Origin of the sequence: Novosphingobium beihaiense (assembly GCF_022832375.1) — a bacterium.
GTDB classification, from domain to species: Bacteria; Pseudomonadota; Alphaproteobacteria; order Sphingomonadales; family Sphingomonadaceae; genus Novosphingobium; species Novosphingobium beihaiensis.
The window spans coordinates 1-20,068 of the sequence record NZ_JALHLG010000039.1; the positions used below are offsets into that span (position 1 = coordinate 1).

General features: G+C 66.2%; 17 protein-coding genes. 5 read left to right on the plus strand and 12 right to left on the minus strand.

Going from position 1 to position 20,068, the window contains the following annotated elements:
• Positions 1-45: 45 nt before the first annotated feature.
• Positions 46-1,041: an agmatine deiminase family protein gene (locus MTR66_RS17360; RefSeq protein ID WP_243923354.1), complete on the minus strand. Its 996-nt coding sequence runs from the start codon at positions 1,039-1,041 to the stop codon at positions 46-48.
• Positions 1,038-2,675 (minus strand): M28 family metallopeptidase, encoded by a 1,638-nt coding sequence (locus MTR66_RS17365; protein WP_407673070.1) that lies wholly within the window; start codon positions 2,673-2,675, stop codon positions 1,038-1,040. Before MTR66_RS17365 ends, MTR66_RS17360 begins: the two co-directional genes overlap by 4 nt.
• Before the next feature lie 194 nt (positions 2,676-2,869).
• On the opposite strand from MTR66_RS17365, the gene MTR66_RS17370 reads away from it, so the two are divergent.
• From MTR66_RS17370 to MTR66_RS17385, 4 genes are all read left to right on the plus strand, one after another.
• Positions 2,870-5,572, plus strand: coding sequence for a bifunctional [glutamine synthetase] adenylyltransferase/[glutamine synthetase]-adenylyl-L-tyrosine phosphorylase (locus tag MTR66_RS17370; RefSeq protein WP_243923357.1), 2,703 nt, complete (start codon positions 2,870-2,872; stop codon positions 5,570-5,572).
• Positions 5,569-6,042 carry a peroxiredoxin gene (locus MTR66_RS17375; RefSeq protein WP_243923359.1) on the plus strand — a complete coding sequence of 158 codons (474 nt, stop codon included), beginning with the start codon at positions 5,569-5,571 and terminating at the stop codon, positions 6,040-6,042. The genes MTR66_RS17370 and MTR66_RS17375 overlap by 4 nt, the downstream gene beginning before the upstream one ends.
• Positions 6,043-6,834: a ferritin-like domain-containing protein gene (locus MTR66_RS17380; RefSeq protein WP_243923361.1), complete on the plus strand. Its 792-nt coding sequence runs from the start codon at positions 6,043-6,045 to the stop codon at positions 6,832-6,834.
• 153 nt (positions 6,835-6,987) lie between these two features.
• A complete protein-coding gene (locus tag MTR66_RS17385; protein WP_243923363.1) occupies positions 6,988-7,713 on the plus strand; it encodes a M23 family metallopeptidase in 726 nt (241 codons plus the stop codon).
• An 89-nt stretch (positions 7,714-7,802) separates the two neighbouring features.
• On the opposite strand, the gene MTR66_RS17390 is transcribed toward MTR66_RS17385, so the two are convergent.
• The gene (locus MTR66_RS17390; RefSeq protein WP_243923365.1) at positions 7,803-8,651 is read right to left on the minus strand and encodes a LysR family transcriptional regulator; all 849 of its coding nucleotides are present in this window, start codon (positions 8,649-8,651) and stop codon (positions 7,803-7,805) included.
• A gap of 92 nt (positions 8,652-8,743) precedes the next feature.
• On the opposite strand from MTR66_RS17390, the gene MTR66_RS17395 reads away from it, so the two are divergent.
• A complete protein-coding gene (locus MTR66_RS17395) occupies positions 8,744-9,724 on the plus strand; it encodes a quinone oxidoreductase family protein (RefSeq protein WP_243923367.1) in 981 nt (326 codons plus the stop codon).
• Positions 9,725-9,754: 30 nt separating this feature from the next.
• On the opposite strand, the gene MTR66_RS17400 is transcribed toward MTR66_RS17395, so the two are convergent.
• From MTR66_RS17400 to MTR66_RS17440, 9 genes are all read right to left on the minus strand, one after another.
• On the minus strand, positions 9,755-10,552 hold the full coding sequence (locus MTR66_RS17400) for a LytR/AlgR family response regulator transcription factor (RefSeq protein ID WP_243923369.1): 798 nt from the start codon (positions 10,550-10,552) through the stop codon (positions 9,755-9,757).
• Positions 10,553-10,609: 57 nt separating this feature from the next.
• Complete coding sequence (locus MTR66_RS17405) at positions 10,610-11,773, minus strand: sensor histidine kinase (protein WP_243923371.1); 1,164 nt, start codon at positions 11,771-11,773, stop codon at positions 10,610-10,612.
• A gap of 64 nt (positions 11,774-11,837) precedes the next feature.
• Positions 11,838-12,536 (minus strand): DsbA family protein, encoded by a 699-nt coding sequence (locus MTR66_RS17410; RefSeq protein WP_243923373.1) that lies wholly within the window; start codon positions 12,534-12,536, stop codon positions 11,838-11,840.
• A gap of 113 nt (positions 12,537-12,649) precedes the next feature.
• The gene (locus MTR66_RS17415; RefSeq protein WP_243923374.1) at positions 12,650-14,011 is read right to left on the minus strand and encodes a M48 family metalloprotease; all 1,362 of its coding nucleotides are present in this window, start codon (positions 14,009-14,011) and stop codon (positions 12,650-12,652) included.
• 126 nt (positions 14,012-14,137) lie between these two features.
• Positions 14,138-15,493 carry a PAS domain-containing protein gene (locus MTR66_RS17420; protein ID WP_243923376.1) on the minus strand — a complete coding sequence of 452 codons (1,356 nt, stop codon included), beginning with the start codon at positions 15,491-15,493 and terminating at the stop codon, positions 14,138-14,140.
• A gap of 99 nt (positions 15,494-15,592) precedes the next feature.
• Entirely contained in the window at positions 15,593-16,882 is a 1,290-nt protein-coding gene (locus MTR66_RS17425; protein ID WP_243923378.1) for an MFS transporter, read from the minus strand.
• Between the two features lie 90 nt (positions 16,883-16,972).
• Positions 16,973-17,722 (minus strand): sterol desaturase family protein, encoded by a 750-nt coding sequence (locus tag MTR66_RS17430; RefSeq protein WP_243923381.1) that lies wholly within the window; start codon positions 17,720-17,722, stop codon positions 16,973-16,975.
• A 91-nt stretch (positions 17,723-17,813) separates the two neighbouring features.
• Entirely contained in the window at positions 17,814-19,280 is a 1,467-nt protein-coding gene (locus MTR66_RS17435; RefSeq protein ID WP_243923383.1) for a DEAD/DEAH box helicase, read from the minus strand.
• Between the two features lie 278 nt (positions 19,281-19,558).
• Complete coding sequence (locus tag MTR66_RS17440; RefSeq protein WP_243923385.1) at positions 19,559-20,044, minus strand: MmcB family DNA repair protein; 486 nt, start codon at positions 20,042-20,044, stop codon at positions 19,559-19,561.
• Positions 20,045-20,068 lie beyond the last annotated feature (24 nt).

Here is a 20,068-nt window from a genome sequence, read left to right on the forward strand (position 1 = left end):
GAGAGATCAGGCAGTTTCAGCGTACGATGCCGTGGGCTGAGCCCCTTACGCCAGCGACGGCATCTGCTGGCTGGAGCAGTGAAACGAACCGCCGCCCGCCAGCACCGCATCGGCAAGAATGCCCACCGTCTCGCGGTCCGGGAACAGGTCGGCGATGGCGGCCACGCCCTCTTCGTCGTACGCGGTGCCATAGATCGGGACTACCACCAGCTTCGAGGTGATCGCGAAATTCATGTAGCTTGCCGGTTCGATCCGCCCGTCCGTCTCCACCCGGCCGGGGGAGGGGACTTCGCGCACCGTTACGCCCATGGCTTCGGCGCGCGCTTTGGCATCGGCGTAGATCGCCGCGTTGGGATCGTCCGCGCCAGTCGCGCGCGGCAGCGCCAGGACATTGGGCGCCACGAAGCGGGCGAGATTGTCCACGTGGCCGTCGGTATGGTCGTTGATCAGCCCCTCGCCCAGCCAGAGCACGCGGGTGTACCCAAGATCGCGCCGCAGCCGCATTTCGAGGTCCGCGCGGGAAAGGTGCGGATTGCGGTTGGGGTTGAGCAGGCACTGCTCAGTGGTGGCAACAAGGCCGGTGCCGTCCCCGTCGAGCGCCCCGCCTTCGAGAATCCAGTCCGCCGTCTCGACCGGCAGAGAAGCACTTTCGGCGAGCTTGGCGCCGATCTCCTGATCGCCATCCATCAGATACTTGCCGCCCCAGCCGTTGAAGCCGAACCGCATTGCTTTCCTTTGGGCCTTGCGGTTCCCGCTCTCGTCCATGACCACCAGCGGCCCGGTATCGCGCAGCCAGACGTCGCCGTAGCGCCGCACTTCCAGCGCGACCTTGGCCGAGACCAGCGAGGCCGCTCGTGCGCGGTTCGCCTCGTCGCGCACGATCAGGCGGACTTCCTGCCCGGATTCGGCCACCGCACTGGCGAATTGCGCCATCTGCACCTGGGCGGCTTCCAGAAAGCCCGGCCATTCGACCGGGTCATGCGGGAAGCCAATCCAGATCCAGTCCTGCGCGTGCCATTCGGGCGGCAGGGTATAGGTCACTTGTGGCAGCCTCCTGTTGCCGCGGCGCAGGCCTTGTCGCGGATCGCGCGGAATTCGTCGCCCTCGTGCCAGTTCGGCCAGAAGTCCGAATCGGCAAGCGTGCGGCCGAGCGCGTAGTAGAGGTCCACGTCCTCGACAATCCCGTCCCAGTTCCAGCTGTCCGAATATTCGTCGCTGGGGGCGTGGTAGTGGTGGGCGGTGTAGTCCTCGCTGATCTTGTCACCCGCGGCCTTGCCGCCCTCGAACAAGTCGGTGCTGCGCGACACGTCGAACATCGGCACGCCGCGTTTGGCGAAGCTGAAGTGGTCGGAGCGGTAGTAGTAGCCGCGCTCGCTGTGATCCTCGGGCACTTCGGAAAGGCCTTCGTCCGCCAGCGTATCGCGGAAGACCGAAGTGAGATCGGACTTGTCGCCCCCCGTCATCGCGTAGGAGCGCGCACGCGGGCTGGGCAGCAGCGCGTCCATGTTCACCCCGCCCACGGTGTGATCGAGCGGATAGATCGAGTTGGCGGCATAGTATTCGGAGCCGAGCAGGCCCGATTCCTCCAGCGTCACCGCCAGGAACACCTGGCTGCGCGCCGCCGCGCCCGCTTCGGCATTGGCCTTGGCGATCGCGGTGAGCGCGGCGACGCCGGTGGCATTATCCACCGCGCCGTTGCAGATGTCATCGCCGGTGGCATCGGGTGTGCAGTGGCCGAGGTGGTCCCAGTGCGCCGAATAGAGCACGTATTCGTCCGGCCGGGTCTTGCCGGGCAGCACGCCGACGACATTGTTCGATGTCGATTTGCGGATGCCGTTGTCGAAGCCGAAGCTCACCTTGAGGCCCAGCGGCACGGCCTTGAAGCCCTTGTGCTTCGCCGCTTCGCTCAGCGCCGCGAGGTTCTGGCCTGCCGCTTTCAGGATCGCTTCGGCCACGGGCTTTTGCACCCAACCGTTCGCCTTGGTCTGGTCGGCGCCGTCAGTGGGCGTCTGCACGTAGTACTGCGCGCCGGTCCAGCTCGAATTGACGACGTTCCAGCCATAGGCGGCGGGGAAAGTGTCGTGGATGATGAGCGCGGCGGTGGCGCCTTGCCTTGCGGCTTCCTCGAACTTGTAGGTCCAGCGGCCGTAATAGGTCATGCGGCGGCCCTTGAAGAGTCCCTGTTCGGTCTTGCTGGCATAGTCGGGATCGTTGACGAGGATCACCGCCGTCTTCCCGTGCATGTCCACACCGGCATAGTCGTTCCAGCCCAGTTCGGGGGCATCGATGCCGTAGCCGACGAAGACCAGCTCGCTGTCCTTCACTTGCGTATGCGGCACCACGCGGTAGCTGGCGGCGACGTAGTTATCGCCGAAGCTGAACGACATCGGCTTGCCGTTCCCGGTGACGGCGAGGGGCGAGAAATCCTTGCCGGTGATTTCCACCGTGGGCACCGGCTGCAACCACTTGCCGTGGTTGCCCGGCTGCAGGCCCGCCGCCTTGAACTGCGCGATGATGTAGTCGAGCACTTTGGGTTCGACCGCCGTGCTCGGCGCGCGACCTTCGAAATCGTCGGCGGAGAGGCGCTGGGTCACTTGCTTCATCAGGTCGACCGAAATGTCCGGCGCCTTGGCCGCGGTTTCCGCAGGCGGGGGCAGCGCGGTGCCCTTGGGCATTTTCGGACCTTCATAGGTCGAAGTGCAGGCGCCCAGGGCGAGGACGGCAAGAACAAGCGCGGGATGTTTCAAGGGCGCGGCCTTATGTCTGAAGTGGGGGATGCGGCACAGGTGCCAGAGCCTGCAGCGAGATACAAGCCGGGCCCTCTTGCTCCCCCCTTGCCCCGGCGCCGCGCAAGGGGCAGGGGTAGGCCATGAGTGCCGACTGGACCGGAGCGATCGCGCGCGCCAGCGCCCATGCGCCTTACCTTGCGGGCGCGCTGGAGCGCTTGCCCAAACTGACCGAACTTCTCGCCTCGGGCGATGGCGAAGCGGCACTGGCCCATGCCCGCGCCGCCGGGCAAGGCGCGGGCGACGTGGGGGCGGCGCTGCGGCGGGAGAAGCAGGCGCTCTCGCTGGCGCTGGCGATCGGCGATCTCGCCGGGGCCTTTCCGCTGCTCAAGGTGACGGGCGAACTCTCCGCCTTTGCCGACCGGGCGCTCGATGCCGCTATCGCCGAAGGCATCCGCCGCCGCGCGCCGGACAGCGAACCGGCGGGCTTCCTCGCCCTCGCGCTCGGCAAGCACGGCGCGGGCGAGCTGAATTACAGTTCGGACATCGACCCGATCCTGCTGTTCGATCCTGAACTGCTCCCCCGCCGCGAGCGCGACGAGCCGGGCGAGGCGGCGCAGCGGGTGGCGCGCGCGGTGGTGGAAACGCTCTCGCGCGTGACCGATCAGGGCTATGTCTTCCGCGTCGATCTGCGGCTGCGCCCGGCTTCGGAAGTGAGCCCGCTGGCGATCTCGATCGATGCCGCGCTGACGCATTACGAATCCTCCGCGCTCGCGTGGGAACGCGCCGCTTTCATCCGCGCCCGCGCCTGCGCCGGGGATGTCGCGGCGGGCGAGGCCTTTCTCGCCGCGATCCGCCCTTTCGTGTGGCGCAAGAGCCTCGATTTCGGGGCGATTGCCGAGATCGGCCGCCTCACCGCGCAGATCCGCGCCAGCGCGCGCGCCAAGACATCAGGCAGCGCGGCAGTGGGCCCGGGCTTCGATCTCAAGAAAGGGCGCGGCGGCATTCGCGAGATCGAATTCTACGCCCAGACCCACCAGCTCATCCACGGCGGCCGCAACCCCGCATTGCGCCTGCGCGGCACCCGCGCGACGCTCGATGCGCTGGCGCAGGCCGGGCTGATCGCGGCGGAGGAAGCCCGCCTGCTCGGTGAAAGCTACGACCGGCTGCGCACGATCGAGCACCGGTTGCAGATGTTTCAGGACCAGCAGACGCACAGCCTGCCGGTCAATCCCGACGCGCTCGATGCCGTGGCCCGGCTCGACGGGCTGGCGGACGGACCGGCGCTGCTCACGGAACTCACCGCGATCACCGATGCCGTGGGCGAACGCTACGATGCGCTGATCATGGCGAACACGCCCAGCACGCCCGGTGCTCCGGTGCCGATGCCCGATCAGGCCTCGCTGCTGGAGGATATTGAAGGGCTGGGCTTTGCCGATCCGGAGGCGCTGGCGGCGCGGATCGAGGGCTGGCAGTCGGGCCGGATGCGGGCGCTGCGCTCGGACGCGGCGCGCCATGCTTTCGAGGCGATCCGGCGCGATCTGCTCGCCGCGCTGGCCTCCGCGCCCGAACCCGAACGCGCGCTGTCGCGGTGGGAGCAACTGCTCAACAACCTGCCCAGCGCGATCAACCTGTTCCGCCTGCTCGAAGCGCGTCCGGGGCTGCTGGACTTGCTCGCGCGTATTCTCAGTCTCGCCCCGCCGCTCGCCGATGCGCTGGCGCGGCGCGCGGACCTGCTCGATCCGCTGATCGATGCCAGCGCCTTCGATCTGCCGGGCAGCGTGGAGGAGCTGACTGCGGCTTTCGCCCGCTTCGAGCCGGGCGACGATTACGAGCGCAAGCTCGATTCGGTGCGCCGCAAAGTGGGCGAACTGCGTTTCGAACTGGGCGTACAGCTTATCGAAGGCGTCAACGATCCGCTGGACGTGGGCCATGCCTTGGCCCGCGTGGCCGAAGCCGCGCTGGCCGTGCTGACCGATGCCACGGCCGCGGAATTCCGCAGCAACCACGGCGCGATTGCGGACAGCGAAATGCTGGTGCTGGGGCTCGGCCGGATGGGCGGCGGGGTGCTCACCCATGCCTCGGACCTCGATCTGATCTACCTGTTCACCGGCAATTTTCAGGCCGAGTCCGATGGCCGCCGCCCGCTAGGGGCGACGCATTACTACAACCGCCTGTCGCAGCGGGCGATCTCGGCGCTTTCGGTGCCGACCGCCGAAGGCGCGCTCTACGAAGTCGATACGCGGCTGCGCCCTTCGGGCACGCAGGGGCCGCCCGCCGCCAGCCTCGACAGTTTCGAGCGCTACCAGCGCGAACAGGCCTGGAGCTGGGAGCACATGGCGCTGTGCCGCGCCCGCCCGCTCTACGGCTCGCCGGAAGCGCGCGAGGCGCTGTGCGGCGTGGTCCGCGCGGTCCTGCAAACGCCGCGCGATGCGCAAAAGCTGCGCGCCGACGTGCTGGACATGCGCGAGACGATGGCAAAGCACAAAGCGCCCAAGGGGCCGCTCGACGTCAAGCTGGCGCGCGGCGGGCTCGTCGATCTCGAATTCATCGTCCACTTCGTGCAGCTTCGCGAAGGGCGGGGTTTCCGGCCCGGTCTCGCCGATGCGATTCGCGAGCTGGGCCTGCCGCTGGGCGAGGCGCACGACGTGCTCACCCGCTTTCTCGTCGCCGGGCGACTGCTGGCGCCTGATTCGCAGGTGCCGGGCGAAGCGGCGTGCATGGCGCTTGTGCGCGCCTGCGGCTATGGGGGCTGGGACAACCTTGAAGCCGGGCTCCGGGCCGCACGCGCGCAAGTCGCCGCCGCGTGGCAGGAGGCCTTCGGCGAAACACTGGAGATCACATGATGAGCAAGCCCGGCGTTGGTGACGCATTTCCCGATATCGCGATGGAAACGCCCGATGGCACCAGTGTGAAAGCGTCCGATTTCGCGGGGCAGAAGCTGGTCGTGTTCTTCTATCCCAAGGACAACACCCCCGGCTGCACGACCGAAAATATCGATTTCTCCGCGCTCAAGAGCGAGTTCGATGCGGCAGGTGTGGCGCTGCTGGGCGTGAGCAAGGATTCGGCGAAGAAGCACCAGAACTTCATCGCCAAGCATGACCTCAAGGCTCCGCTCGCCACCGATGCCGAGGAAAACGGCTTGTCCGACGCGCTCGGCATCTGGACCGAGAAGAAGAACTACGGCCGCACCTACATGGGCATGGTGCGCACCACCTACCTGATCGGCCCCGATGGCAAGATCGCGCAGGTCTGGGACAAAGTGAAAGTGAAGGAACACGCCGCCGCCGTGCTGGAGGCCGCCAAGGCGCTCTGAATGCGGCAGAGCGTTTCCACGGCGATTCGCGCGGCGCTGCTGACCAGCGATCCGCGTGCCAAAGTCATGGCCGCGCGCAAGGTGGCGCGCGACTGGCGGCTGGGGCGGCTGGCATTCGTCTTCGATGCCGCGATGCCCGATCGGCCGGGATGGCCCGATGCGCCCGAATTGCTGGCGCCCAGAGACATGCCCAAGCGCCGCAAGGCCGGATCGGAGCGCGGACGAATCGCGCTGTGGCATGCGATCGGGCACATCGAATTCGTCGCCATTGATCTCGCGCTGGACATGGCGGGCCGGTTCGGCGCGGAGATGGGGGAAGCTTTCGTCAGCGATTTCCTCTCCGTCGCGGCGGACGAGGCGATGCACTTCGCGCTGATCGACAGGCACTTGCGTACGCAGGGCAGCCATTACGGCGCGCTGCCCGCCCATGCCGGGCTGTGGGAAGCGGCGCACGAGACGCGGCACGATGTCGCGGCCCGGCTGGCGGTAGTGCCGATGGTACTGGAAGCGCGCGGGCTCGACGTCACGCCGGCCACGATCGAACGGGTGCGCGCGGCGGGCGACGAGCGCGGCGGACGAATCCTGCAAAGAATCCTTGACGACGAGATTCGCCACGTCCGTTTCGGCGCAAATCACTTCGCCGATGTCGCCAAACGTCTCGGCGCGGTAAACGATGAACTGTGGAAAGTACTGGTTTCCCGCCACTTTCGGGGGACCTTGAAGCCGCCGTTCAACGACTCAGCGCGCCTTGCAGCCGGTTTATCGCGGGATCTTTACCATAGGGTTGCATGAACGAAACATGACGGCCTAAGTCATAACTCGCGAGACGGCGGGGGGTTCCGACCATCTCCAACAATAACACCGGACGGCCTTTTCGAAGGCCGTATCCAGGCAACAATGCGTCGTGCCTGCACGCGGGTTTCGGCGAATAACAAGGTATTGCGAGTGGTCGTAACGAAGTCTTTCGCCAAGTTCCGCGCAGTGGCCAGTGCATTTGCTGCCGCCGGTCTCACCATCGCCGCTCATCCCGCGATGGCCAACAGCAGCGCTGCCGCTGCCGATATCTCCGCCCCGCTGCGTGCCGCCCAGTCGGCCAGCAAGCCGGTTTCGGGCGGTGAGGACGAGCAGTTCCGCAATCTCTTCAGCTCCTGGCAGAATTTCGAGGAAACCGGCCTCGCCGTCTCGAAGGTCAAGCCGGTCGTCGCCGGTGGCATTGCCTCGGTGTCGATTCCGTCGCGCAATCCGCTGGATCACGACGTGATGACCAGCCGCTTCGGCCAGCGCGAGCATCCCATTCTCGGCCGCCGCCGCATGCACAAGGGTGTCGATCTGGCCGCGCCGATCGGCACGCCGGTCTATGCGCCTGCCGATGGTGTGGTCAGCCGCGCCTCGTGGTTCAGCAGCTACGGCCTTTACATCTCGCTTGAGCACGGCGGTGAAATGGAAACCCGCTATGGCCACCTTTCGCGCCTCAACGTGGCGGAGGGGCAGCGCGTCCACAAGGGCGACGTGATCGGCTTCGTCGGTTCGACCGGCCGCTCGACCGGCCCGCACCTGCACTATGAAGTGCGTGTGGACGGCAAGGCGGTCAATCCGCTGCCCTACATGCAGTCGCCGTCGGGCCTGGCTGCGGCCGAGGCTGCCGAAGCGAAGGAAGCCAAGGGCGGCTGATCGCGCCACGGCGAAGGACCCGCAACCGGACGGGGCCCGCCTGCAAGGTTTGGAGAGGGAGAAGAGGCGGTCCGCAAGGGCCGCCTTTTCTAATGGGGCCAGTCTTGCGAAAAGGCGTCGCGCAGCCGTTTCGTTACGGCTTGTACTGCAGCGTTCCGTTTGAGGTCCGAATGGACGACAAGCCAGATATCCCTTGAAATGAGAATCCTGCCGGGAGTGGCCGGGGCCAGTCCGGCATCGGGCAGGGCCATGAAGTCCGGCAGGGCCGCCACGCCCGCACCGGAACGGGCCGCGCCCTGCTGGATTTCCAGGCTGCTGGCGTACAGGCAGAAGGGGCGGGCTTTCGCGAAGGCTTCAAGCGCCGCTTGCTGCGGCGCAGGCTCCGTATAGCCGATGAAGCGCCAGTCTCGTTCGGCCACACCGGCCAGATAACCGGGGCTGGCATAGAGCCGGAAGTCCATCCGGGCCAGTTTCGCGATTGTCAGATCACCGCTCTCCGGCCGTGTCAGGCGGATTGCGATGTCCGCCTCGCTGCGATCCAGCGAAGCCGTGCGGGCCTCGCCGATGATCCGCACGGCCAGCCGCGGATGCTGCCTTTGCAGATCGGCCAGCGAAGCCGCTGTGATCCCGGCGGCCAGAGCTGGCGGGGCGCTGATCGTGACCGTGCCCGACAGGTTCGAACGCACTCCGTCCGCCGCCCGCCGGATCGCCTGCGTTTCGTGTTCGACTCTTTCCGCCAGCGCCGCGATTCGTTCCCCGTCGCGCGTCAGGCTCCACCGCCGTCCGCGCCGGTCTGCCAGGGCAAGGCCCAGATCGCTTTCCAGCGACACGATACGGCGGGAAACCGTGGCATGCTCGACGCCCAGCATCCGCGCTGCCGCAGATAGGGAACCGGTTGCCGCCAGAGCCCTGAAATAGCGCAGGTCGTCCCAGTTCATTGGATCAAAAATTCCCCATCGATGGGAGAAAATAGGAAATTTATTGTCGATTGCGCAAGTGCCAGACCTCCGCGCGGAAACGGAGGCAAACCATGGACAAGAAAATCGAACTGATCGCGCCGGGCGGCACGGACAAACTGAGAATCGCCGACTGTATCCCCGAAGCGCCAGGCCCCGGCGAGTTGCGCATCCGCCACGAGGGCATCGGTGTGAATTTCATCGATATCTATCAGCGAACCGGCCTCTACCCGCTTCCCCTGCCCGCGGTTCCCGGCGTCGAAGGGGCCGGTATCGTCGAAGCCGTGGGCGAGGGGGTGGACAGCGGGGTGGACAGCGTCGCGGTGGGGGACCGGGTGGTCTATGCCGGAATTCCCGGCGCCTATGCCGCGACGCGGCTGCTGCCGGCATGGCGGGCGGTGAAGCTGCCCGGCGATATCGGAACGCAGCGGGCAGCGGCCTCGTTTCTTCGGGGGCTGACCGTGCATATGCTCATGACCCGTGTCTGTCCGCCCCTGAAAGAAAGCGTGCTGCTGGTACATGCCGCAGCGGGCGGGCTGGGCACCACGCTGACGCGGTGGGCCAAGGATGCAGGGCACACGGTGATCGCGACAGTGGGCTCGGAGGCGAAAGCGCGGATGGCACGGGCGAACGGTGCTGATCACGTCATTGCCGGCCGCGATGCCGACTTTGCGGCCGAAGTCGGCCGCCTTACCGAAGGGCAAGGGGTGGACTGGGCCGTTGACGGGATTGGCGGGACAACCATGCAAAAGACGCTGGGCTGCGTGCGGCGTTTCGGCACCGTGGCATCGATCGGGCAGGCCGCCGGGCCGATTCCGCCGCTGCGGGTGGAAGAGCTGGGCCCGGTGCGTTCATTGATGCTCTCCCGGCCCAGCGTCATGGCCTATGCGGCGGAGCAGGAAACCTACCGCACCGCTGCACAGGCCGTCATCGCGGCCATTCGCAAGGGTATCGTCCCGGAAGCGGGCGAGGCCTATCGCCTGGTGGACGCGGCGCGCGCCCAAGGCGATCTGGAAGCGGGGCGGACGGCAGGAAGCCCTGTGCTGGTTCCGTGAACGGAGGTCAGAGGGCAGGGCTTGCTCCCGTCAGTGTACGAAGCGGGCAATCACGTCGCGGTAGGAGCGCGAGACTTTCACCTGGGCACCCGATTCGAGCACCAGGAAGCACTCGCCGTTGGTGTGCGGCTTCACCTGGCGGACCTGATTGAGGTTGACGATGGTCGAACGGTGGACGCGCTGGAACACGCGCGGGTCCAGACGGCGTTCGAGGTCCTTCATCGTCTCGCGCAGGATCAGCGAATTGTCGGCGGTGCGGATGCACATGTAGTCGCCCGCCGCCTCGATATGCTCGATCGAATCGACATCGATGCGGAAGATCTGGCCGCGGTCCTTGATGTTGATGAGCTTTTCGTAGCGGTCGGCGCTCGAATCGCCCTCTTCGGGAATCTGCTCGATGGCATCGGGGGCCACTTCGGCCAGCACGTTCTTGAGCTTTTCGGCTTCCTCGGCGGAGCGCTTCTCGGTCAGGCGCTGGCGCACGCGGGCCAGGGTATCGTCGAGCTTGTTCTCCTCCACCGGCTTCATCAGGTAGTTCACGGCGTTCGCCTCGAAAGCGCGCACGGCGTGTTCCTGATAGGCGGTGACGAAGACGAACAGCGGCGGCTCGATCTCCATCACGCCCTTGACGACGGAAAAGCCGTCGAAGCCGGGCATCTGGATATCGAGGAAAACCAGATCGGGCTTTTCCGTCTTGATCTTGCGGATCGCCTCGCGCCCGTTCGAGCAGGTATCGATGATCTCCACGTCGGGATACTTTTCCAGGCGCAGCTGCAGGCCCTGGATCGCCAGTTTTTCATCATCGACAAGGATCGTGCGAATGGTCATCTGTTCTAGTCTCCGGGCCGCTTAACGCACGGGGCCCCATAAGGTTTCCATAGAAAATCAGCGCGCGGCCAAAGCGGGCTGGCGCTCTGTTTCCGGACTGTCCTCGACGGATTCGCGGCGTTCCACCGGCAGCTCGATCACAACCGCAAAGCCGCCTTCCACCGGCTCGATCGTCTCGAAACGGTGGTTGTCGCCATAGGCCTGCACGAGCCTGTCCCGAATGTTCGAAAGGCCGACGCCGGTGGATACCGGCTCCCCTCCATCGTAGGTCATGCCCGATAACCTGTTGTCGGTCGTCGGACTTTGCAAGCCCGGCCCGGTGTCCGAGACGCTGATGCGAAGCATGGACCCGATGAGCTGCGTGGTGATGGTGATTTCCGCTCCGCTCTCCTGCGGGCTGACGGCATACTTGATGGCGTTTTCGACCAGCGGCTGCAGCAGCAGCGAGGGCAGCAGGCAGGTCTCGGTCGCCGGGTCGATCTGGAAGGTGGTGCGCAGCCGTTCCTCGAAGCGCATGCGCTCGATATCGAGGTAGAGCTTGAGCGTATCCACTTCCTGCGCGACCGTGACCCGGGCGGATGGCTTGTTCACCAGCGTGTAGCGCAGGAACGAGGACAGGCGCGAGAGCATGGCATTGGCCGGTTCGGTCTGCTTGAGCAGCACCAGCGTGGAAATCGAGTTCAGCGTGTTGAACAGGAAGTGCGGGTTGAGCTGGTAGCGCAGCATGGCGAGCTGCGCGCTGGTGGCCTGGCCTTCGAGCTGGATCAGCTGGTCGTTCTGTTCTTCCACCTGCAGGTAGAAGTTCACCATGTAATAGAGCGCGGTCCAGGCGCCGAGCAGGGTGGCGTCGAGGTAGAACACGCCCAGGAACAGCTGGGTGAAGCTCGCCTCGCTGTCGGTCCGCCACAGCGACCAGACCCAGGCGTCGATAAAGGCGTGCAGCGCGACCGCGAAAGGCAGAATCAGCGCGGTCAGGCCCCAGGTCACGATGGCGCGCCGGGTGATCAGCGCGCGGTAGATCACCGAAAGCACCAGCGAGATGGAAAAGCCGGTGATCGTCGCGATCAGGACCAGCACCAGCGATGTCAGCGGCTGGTTGTTGGCGATCAGCGACATCGTGCGCAGCATCATCGCGCCCGCCCAGCCCGCCGTCTGCAGGCGCCAGAAGGCCTTGTCCTTGTCGGCGAAGAACGGGATCGGCTGGATCGGCAGGACGCTCATGGCCATGGGTTTAGCCGAAATTACGCCGAAGCTGAAATGCGGCGATGGTCATGCCTGCGGGTTTTCAACCTCCGCGCGCGGCCTGCACCGCTTGCGACAGCCGGTCCATGCCCACCGCGCCCGCGATCAACTGGTCTCCGGCGATCCAGCTTGGCGTGCCGGAGAAGCCGAGGCGGCGGGCGAGTTCGAGATTGCGGTCGATTTCCTCTTCCACCGCCTTGCTGGCGGCGACCTTGCGGGCGCGGTCCATATCGAGCCCGGCCTTCTGCGCCGCGGCCTCGATCGACTGCGGATCGAGCTGCCCGGCGGCGAACATCGCATCGTGAAAAGCGGGGTATTTGCCCTGTTCGGCGGCGGCGAGCCCCATCTTGGCGGCATCGGGACTGCGCGGGCTGATCACCGGGAGTTCGCGCATCACGATCCGCAGATCCGGATTCTTGGCGATCAGCGCCCGCACGTCGGGCAGGCTCTGGCGGCAATAGGTGCAGGCGAAATCGGAAAATTCCACCAGCGTGACCTTGCCATTGGGATTGCCGAGCACGGCGCCGGGGAAGGGCGTTTCGACCGTGGAGCGCACGCTGGCCAGCTGCTGGGCATTCTGGCGGCGCTGCAGCTCTTCCATGGCCTGCGGCAGGATTTCCGGATTTTCCAGAATGTAGTCATGCACGACATGTTCGACGGCCTTGCGCCCGCCATACCAGCCGCCCGCGACCACCAGCACCAGACATCCGGCGATCACTGCGAACTTCGTGCCATTACCCATATGATTTCCTGTAACTTTCCTTGCGGCCTGGCGGTGGACCCGCCCGGTCTTGGCGTTCGTTTTGACAGTGTTGAATCCGGAAATCGCAGTCCGGCGGCTCTTGAAACGGCTTCTTAGCGCCGCTTTCTCTCGCGCTCCAGTGCGGCGCGTGCCTGCATTTCTATATCCTGCGCGCGCAGCCAGTCGGGCGAGCCGGTGGCAAGGCCTGCCTCGGCGGCCTGGGCGCTGATCAGCGCTTCGCTCATGTGCAGCGACAGCACTTGCTGCTCGGCACTGGCCAGCCGCGCGCGGGGCATGTCGCCATTGGCGGCGTAGATCGTGCCGAGCTGATACCAGGCGAAGGGATTCTCACGGTCGCGTGCTACGGCGGCGCGCAGCACGCGCTCGGCCTCCTTGTAATTGGCGGGATTTTCCGTGGCCATCAGCGCATGGCCGAACAGAGTGGCGATCAGCGGCTGGTTGCCCGTGAGCTGCGTCGCGCGGCGCAAGGGCACCAGCGCTTCGGAGGGTTTGCCCGATTCGAGCAGGATCTGGCCCTGCAGTTCGAGGAAATAGGGATCGTCCGGATCGATCTTGATCAGGGCATCGGTTTCCGCGCGGGCATCGTCGAGCTTGGATTCGCGGTTGTAGGCATAGGCGCGGGCATAGTGCGCGGGCACCGAATTGTCCGTCAGCGGATATTTGCGGAACACGTTGCGGGGCTCGGCCAGGTAGCCGTAGAGCTTGGCCTTCATCCGCACGAAACGCTTCTGCAGCTTGGGATCGTCCGGCGTGTTCCACGCCGGGTCGTGCTCATAGGTGTCCTGCAGCGTGGCGATGCGGTCCCCGGTGAGCGGGTGCGTGCTGTAGAACGAATCCTGATCGCGCTGGCTGTAGCCATAGCGGTATTCGAGGTTCTGCAGCTTCTGGAAGAATTCCACCGAGCCGCGGCCGCTGATTCCGGCCTTGGAAAGGTACTTGGCCCCGGCGGCATCGGCGGAGGCTTCCTGCGAGCGGGTATAGGCGAGGAACTTGCCGAGTGCGGCCTGCTGGCCGGCCAGAACCACGCCCGCCGCCGCTTCGCCGCCGCCCGCCGCTGCCGCCGCCGCACCGAGCAGTAGGGAGAGCAGCGAGATGCCGGTGGCGGCCTTGCCGCCGCGGTTGAGCACGGCGTGCCCGCCGGCAACGTGGCCGAGTTCGTGCGCGATCACGCCTTGCACTTCGCCTGCGGTATCGGCTTCGTTGATCAGGCCGCTGTTGATGTAGACCGCCTGCCCGCCTGCCACGAAAGCGTTCACCGAAGAATCGTTGACCAGAACGATATCGACATTGGCGGGATCGAGCCCGGCCGCCTTGATCAGCGGCGTCGCCATGTCGTGCAGCAGGGCTTCGGTTTCTGCATCGCGCAGGATCGATTGCGCTGCGGCCGGGGCGGCGGACCAGCCCAGCAGCGCCAGAAACATCAGGATGAAGGCGGGAATTCGCAGCTTCGGCATAGTGCCTCTTGGAACCTTGCGGGCTTAACCGGGGCTGAAGTGCCAGTGCCGCCCTGTCAGCGTAATGGTGGTACAGCCGGTTTCAAGAGGGCCGGTTTCAAGAAGGGCCGTTTCAGAAGGATGCTGTCAGTCGAGCAGGCGCCGGGCCGCGCGGTCGAGCAGGGTCTCGTCGTCCGAGACGTCGCCGATCAGCACCAGCCGCCCGTCCTCCATCCGGCGCGCGACCAGCACGGCGAATTCGTTGCCTGCCGGAACCGAATCGAACGAGCGCGGCTCCAGCTTGCGCAGGCCTTCCACCAGATCCTCGTGCCCGGTGCGCGGGCGGTCCGGCTTGTTGCCTTCGGCGCGGCGCAGGCGGCGTTCCTCCGCGACGATGCCCTTGAGGCCGCCGGAGGTTTCCGTCAGCAGCGCGCCCATGGCGCCGCGTTCGATGCCGAGGCGCTGGCCGTGGGCAATGACCGTGGCGAATTCCGTCAGGCGGGTCTTGTCATAATCGGCGCCGAACACGAGCTTCACCAGCGGGATCAGCGGCGCGCGTTCCTGCACCTTGAGCCCGGCGTCCTGCACCAGTTCGGCGAAGTCGCCGGGTTCTTCGGCAGCGGCCAGCGCGAAATCGTAGGCGCGGCTGACGGCCTCGTAGAGCGCACGGCGAGAGCGGTCTTCGCTGCTGCGGGCATTGAGCGCTTCTTCGCGGGCCGCCGCGAGCCAGTCTCCCAGAGAGAGGGATCCGGATGTTCCGGGCAGGACGGCATCGTCGAAATAGTCGCCATGGATACCGAATTCGGCATGCGGCAGTTCCACCGGCGCATAGCCGCCATGGGGCTGGCCCAGGCCGAGGTCGGCCGGGCCGTCCGCCCACTCGCTCATCGGTGCCGATTCGCGCAGCATGGCCGGGCGGGCGTCGACGGCTTCGTCGACCTGCTTCATCAGCGCGTCGGTGCCGGACTGGTCGGCCAGTTCCTTCCAGTTGATGACGCCGTAGATATAATCGATCGTCGTCTCGTCGCTCGAAAACGGCAGCAGGACGCCGCGATAGAGAATCGTCATGCCGCGCTGGTTGACGAACTCGGCCTCGAACCCGATCGGCGCCTGATTGGCGAGGATCTGCATGTAATGGTCGGTAATGCGCGAGAGCAGCGAGCGCGCGGGAACGTCGTTCAGCCGCTTGATGCCGTCTTCGGCGCCGCATTCCCCGGCCAGCTTCGAACCGAGATAGCCGATGGCGGGATTGTCGATACCGGCGGTGAAATCGAGCAGCACCGAATGGGGGCCGAAATCGGGCAGTTCTTCCGGGTGGAGCGAGGCGATATCGGGAAAGGTGCGGTTGCCCAGCAGGCTGGCCCAGAAATTGTAGGCGCGCACATGCATGCGGCGCTCGTCCGCACCGCCGGAAAGCGGCGATCCCGCGTCCGTGTCTTCCATGCCGGAAGAGACGTCATCGGCCTCGTCCGGACCGGAAAACTGACCACGCAACGTATCCATGCGGCTTCCCCATACACCCTGTCGTGCCCCTTCTGGCGCAACATGGTGAATTAAAGTTTAAGTTGCGCCTGCGCGAGCCTCCAGAGGAGAAATGGCCGGTCAGGTGGGTTTGAGCACGCCCTCTCCGGGGCGCGGCAATGGTGCCAGTACCCGCAGCACTGCGAACGAGACGATCAGGAACACCGATCCGGCATGGAGCGCGAAGGGCAGGCTCTTCCAGTCGGCGATCAGGCCCCAGGTCCAGGAACCCAGCGCCATGCCGCCGAAGGTAACGGCCTGATAGATCGACAGGCACCGGCCAAGAATCTCGTCCGGCGAGCGCATCTGCACGGCGGTGTTGATCGTCGTCAGGATCCAGACCCAGCCCATCCCGGCCGCAAAGGCGGCGGGCAGCGCGTAGATGACATGGCTGATCTCGGCCACGAGCGAGAGCGATCCCACGAACATCGTGGCCCCCAGCGCCAGAATGCCTTCGAGCCCCAGCTTCTTGCGAATCACGCCGATGAAAGGCGCGGCCAGGATCGAGCCGATGCCGAACAGCCCCAGCATCAGCCCGAAATCGAGTTCGGACCCGTGCATCTGCGCGCTCACCACCGCGGGCAGCAGCGACTGGTAGGCGGCAAGGCTGAAGCCGAGCGCCAGCCCCCGGATCAGGATGCGGCGCAAGGGGCCGTTCCCGGCGCAATAGCGGATGCCCACCGCGACGGCGGGCAGAATCGGGCGCCGCTCGATCTTGCGGGGCTCGGGCCGCCACCACAGCAGCACCGCGATCAGGCCGATATAGCTGACGGCATTGATCCCGAATGCGAACGAGACGTTCCAGATGGAGATCAGGAGACCGCCCAGAGCCGGGCCGATGGAGCGGGCGATATTGAACGAGATCGAATTGAGCGCGATCGCCTGCGGCAGTTCGCGCGGATCGACCTGCTGGCGCACCGAAGCCTGCCACGCCGGGGAATTGAGAGCCGTGCCCGCGCCCACCGACAGCGTGAAGGCCAGCAGCAGGAACGGAGTGATCAGCCCGGCATAAGTCAGCGCGGCCAATACGGCGGAGACAGTCAGCATCCCCACTTGCGCGGCGAGCATCACGCGGCGGCGGTCGAAATTGTCGGCGATGGCGCCTGCGAAGACTCCCAGCAGCATGATCGGCACCGTGGCCGAAGCCTGCACCAGGGCGACAAGCTGGTGCGAAGGCGTCAGCTCGGTCATCAGCCAGGCCGCGCCGACCGATTGCAGCGTCGATCCCAGGTTGGAAAACAGGTTGGCGGTCCAGATCGCGCGGAAGACCGGATAGCGGAATGGAGAGAACGTGCTGCTGCGCGGCGGAGGGACCAGGTCGGCCGTCACCGTTTCGACGGTGTGCTCTATGATCTCTTCTTCCCGTGACACATGCCCCGCCTAAGCGGAGCGGGAAGCGGCGGCAAGCCCGGCGTGCCGGATTGGCCCTGCGAATTGCGCTCTGCCGTTTCGTGCTGCCGGTCAGGGGGCGGACAATCCCCGGTCTGTGCCGCACAGGTGATCCCAGAACCGGAAATAGAGCCCGTAGTTGCAGCGGTAGTTTTCGTGGTGCCGGTGGTGGTGGCTGGCAGTGATCAGCCAGTGGCCGATCCGCGAATGCACCAGACGGCGCGGGAATATCTCCCAGCCCATGTGGTTGGTGATGCCCATCACCGTCATGATCGTGAGCACGAGGCCAAGCATGGCTGCATGGATCGGCACGAGGAACACCAGCACGGGAATCACCACGGCGCCGGTCAGCGCTTCCACCGGGTGAAAGCTCATCGCCGCCCAGGCCGTCGGCGGGCGGCTGGCGTGGTGCACGGCATGGGCGATGCGGAACGGCCGGGGCCGGTGCATCCAGCGGTGCGTCCAGTAGAACCAGGTGTCGTGCAGGGCGAGGTACACCAGCAGCGAGAGCGGCATCCACCACAGCGGCCAGGCCGCCGGATCGGTGTAGATCCGCGTCCAGCCACGGGCCTGCCAGCCCCATGCGGCGATACCGGCAGGCAGCCCGTAGATCGCCGCGGAAAGCAGCGACCAGCCGATCTCCCGCCGGATCTGCCCGCCCAACCCCTTATAGAGGCCGGGCCGTACTCTGCCGGTGATCCAGGCAAACAGGCCCGAAGTGATCAGATAGCGCACGCCCACGATCGCCGTCATCATGACGGCGGAAAGGGCGGCGGCAAAGAGGCCAGCCACCCATAAGTCCGGACCGGAACTTGCTGGCATCGGCAGGCCTTATGGCGCGGCCGGTGCCCCGGCGCTAGGACGGATCGCCATTCAGCCCTGATGGCCTGCAAATGGCGATCCGTCCCAGACCTCAGCTCGTGCGGCGCACCTTGTTCTTGTGCGCGCCCATGCCCTTGGGGCCGCGCGGACGGAACCGGCGCTTGCGCTCGCCGCCTTCCGAACCGGCCTCGGCGCGGTGCTCCCCGTGCCGCTCGCCAGCCGGACGGTCGTGACGGCGCTCGCTGTCGCGATTGCTGCCGCGTCCCTGGCCTTGCCCCTGCTGGCCGCGCGGCTTGCCCGAACCCTGTTTGCCGGAGTTGGGCTTGCGTCCGCCCTGCGGCTGGGCCGGAGCCTTGCGCGAGGGGGCGGGCAGGCGCGAGGCCTGCTTCTGGAAATCCTCGGGCAGCGGCAGCGCTTCAAGCTTCACGCGGGTCAGCCGCTCGATATCGCGGATATAGGGCTTCTCGTCCGGCGCGACGAAGCTGATGGCTACGCCGTCCGCGCCCGCACGCGCGGTGCGGCCGATACGGTGCACGTACTGCTCGGGCACGTTGGGAATCTCGAAGTTGTAGACGTGGCTCACGCCCGAAACGTCGATCCCGCGCGCGGCAATGTCGGTGGCGACCAGCACGCGCACCGTGCCCTGCCGGAACCCGCCGAGCGCGGCGGTGCGCTGCGCCTGGCTCTTGTTGCCGTGGATCGCGGCGGCGGGGATGCCTGCGGCGGTCAGGTGGCGCACCACGCGGTCCGCGCCATGCTTGGTGCGGGTGAAGACGAGCGCACGGTCGATCGCGCCGTGCTCGGCCTGCTCCGCCGCATCGGGGGCGAGGCCTTCGCGCAGGCGGATGGTCAGCAGCGCCTGCTTCTCGGCCTGGTTGATGAAGGTCGCATACTGCTCGACGCGCTCGGCCGTGCTCGACTGCGGCGCGACTTCGACCTTGACCGGATTGTTGATGAACTGCTTGCCCAGCTCGGCGATCGCCTGCGGCATGGTGGCCGAGAAGAACAGGCTCTGGCGTTCCTTGGGCAGCAGCGCGGCCACGCGCTTCAAGGGCACGATGAAGCCGAGGTCCATCATCTGGTCGGCCTCGTCGAGCACGAAGATCTCGACATGGCGCAGCGTCAGCGCGCGCTGGTCGATCAGGTCGAGCAGGCGGCCGGGCGTGGCGACGAGGATATCGGTGCCGCGCTCCAGCGCGCGGGCCTGCTTGCCTGCGGGCACGCCGCCGAACACGCACTGGATCGAGAGGTTCAGGAACTTCGCATAGCCGCGCATGTTGTCGGCGATCTGCGCCGCCAGCTCGCGGGTGGGCGAAAGCACCAGCATGCGGCAGCCCGCGTTCTTGCGCGGCTGCGGATCATTGGCGAGCCGGTGCAGCGAGGGCAGCGAGAACGCGGCCGTCTTGCCGGTGCCGGTCTGCGCGATGCCGAGCAGGTCGCGCCCTTCGAGGAGCGAGGGAATCGCCTTGCGCTGAATCGGCGAGGGATCGGTGTAGCCCTTGACCTGGAGCGCGCGGAGAATGGGCTCGGCAAGGCCAAGTTCGTTAAAATAGGACATACGTCACTTTCAAAAAGTGCGGAGCGCGCGGGGCTTCTGGTCCGCGCACACGGCAAGGTGTCGTTTCGGGCGACCCTGCGTGAGGAAGGAAGCTTGGGTGGTGCGTAATCGTTCATCCGGGCCGGTCTGGCGGTATCCGCCGGACCTCACGCTGCTCTCGGATTGCGGCAAGGCAGGGCCTTGCGCGCCGGTTACGGTGGGTTCATCTACTGTGCATTGCCGCACAACGCAAGAAAATTGCGCTTTCCTGCCAGGCAGGGGGTATCCGGGGCAGGGTGCTATCCCTGACCGCCCCATTGCACTGTCTGCGTATCGCCCAGATTGACCAGCCTCCGCAGCGAGGCGCGGGCCAGCCGCTCGACTTCCACCTTGCGCCGGGCCGCGGCCAGTTGGCTCAGCGGTGCGGGGCGCAGGATTTCCGCATCGTACCCGTCGGCCACGATCACGCCGCAGCGGTCCGGCAGGAAGGCTTCGCTTTCCAGCGGCGCGCGGTCCAGCTCGGGCGAGAGGCCCCAGTAGAACCGGTCGCAGTAGTCGAGATAGTCGGTCCATTTCCCGTCGCCGAGCAGATCGGCGCGGGCCACCTTGATCTCGACGATGATGACATGGCCCTTGGCGTCGATCCCCATCAGATCCGCCCGGCGCCCGCAGCGAAGCGGCATTTCGGTGAGGCACCAGATATCGTTGCGGGCAAAAAGCCGCCCGATGCCGCGCGCAACGTCGGACGCGGTGAAATTGGCGAGGGGAGAATCAGCTTCGGCCATGCCCTATCATAGGAACATATCAAG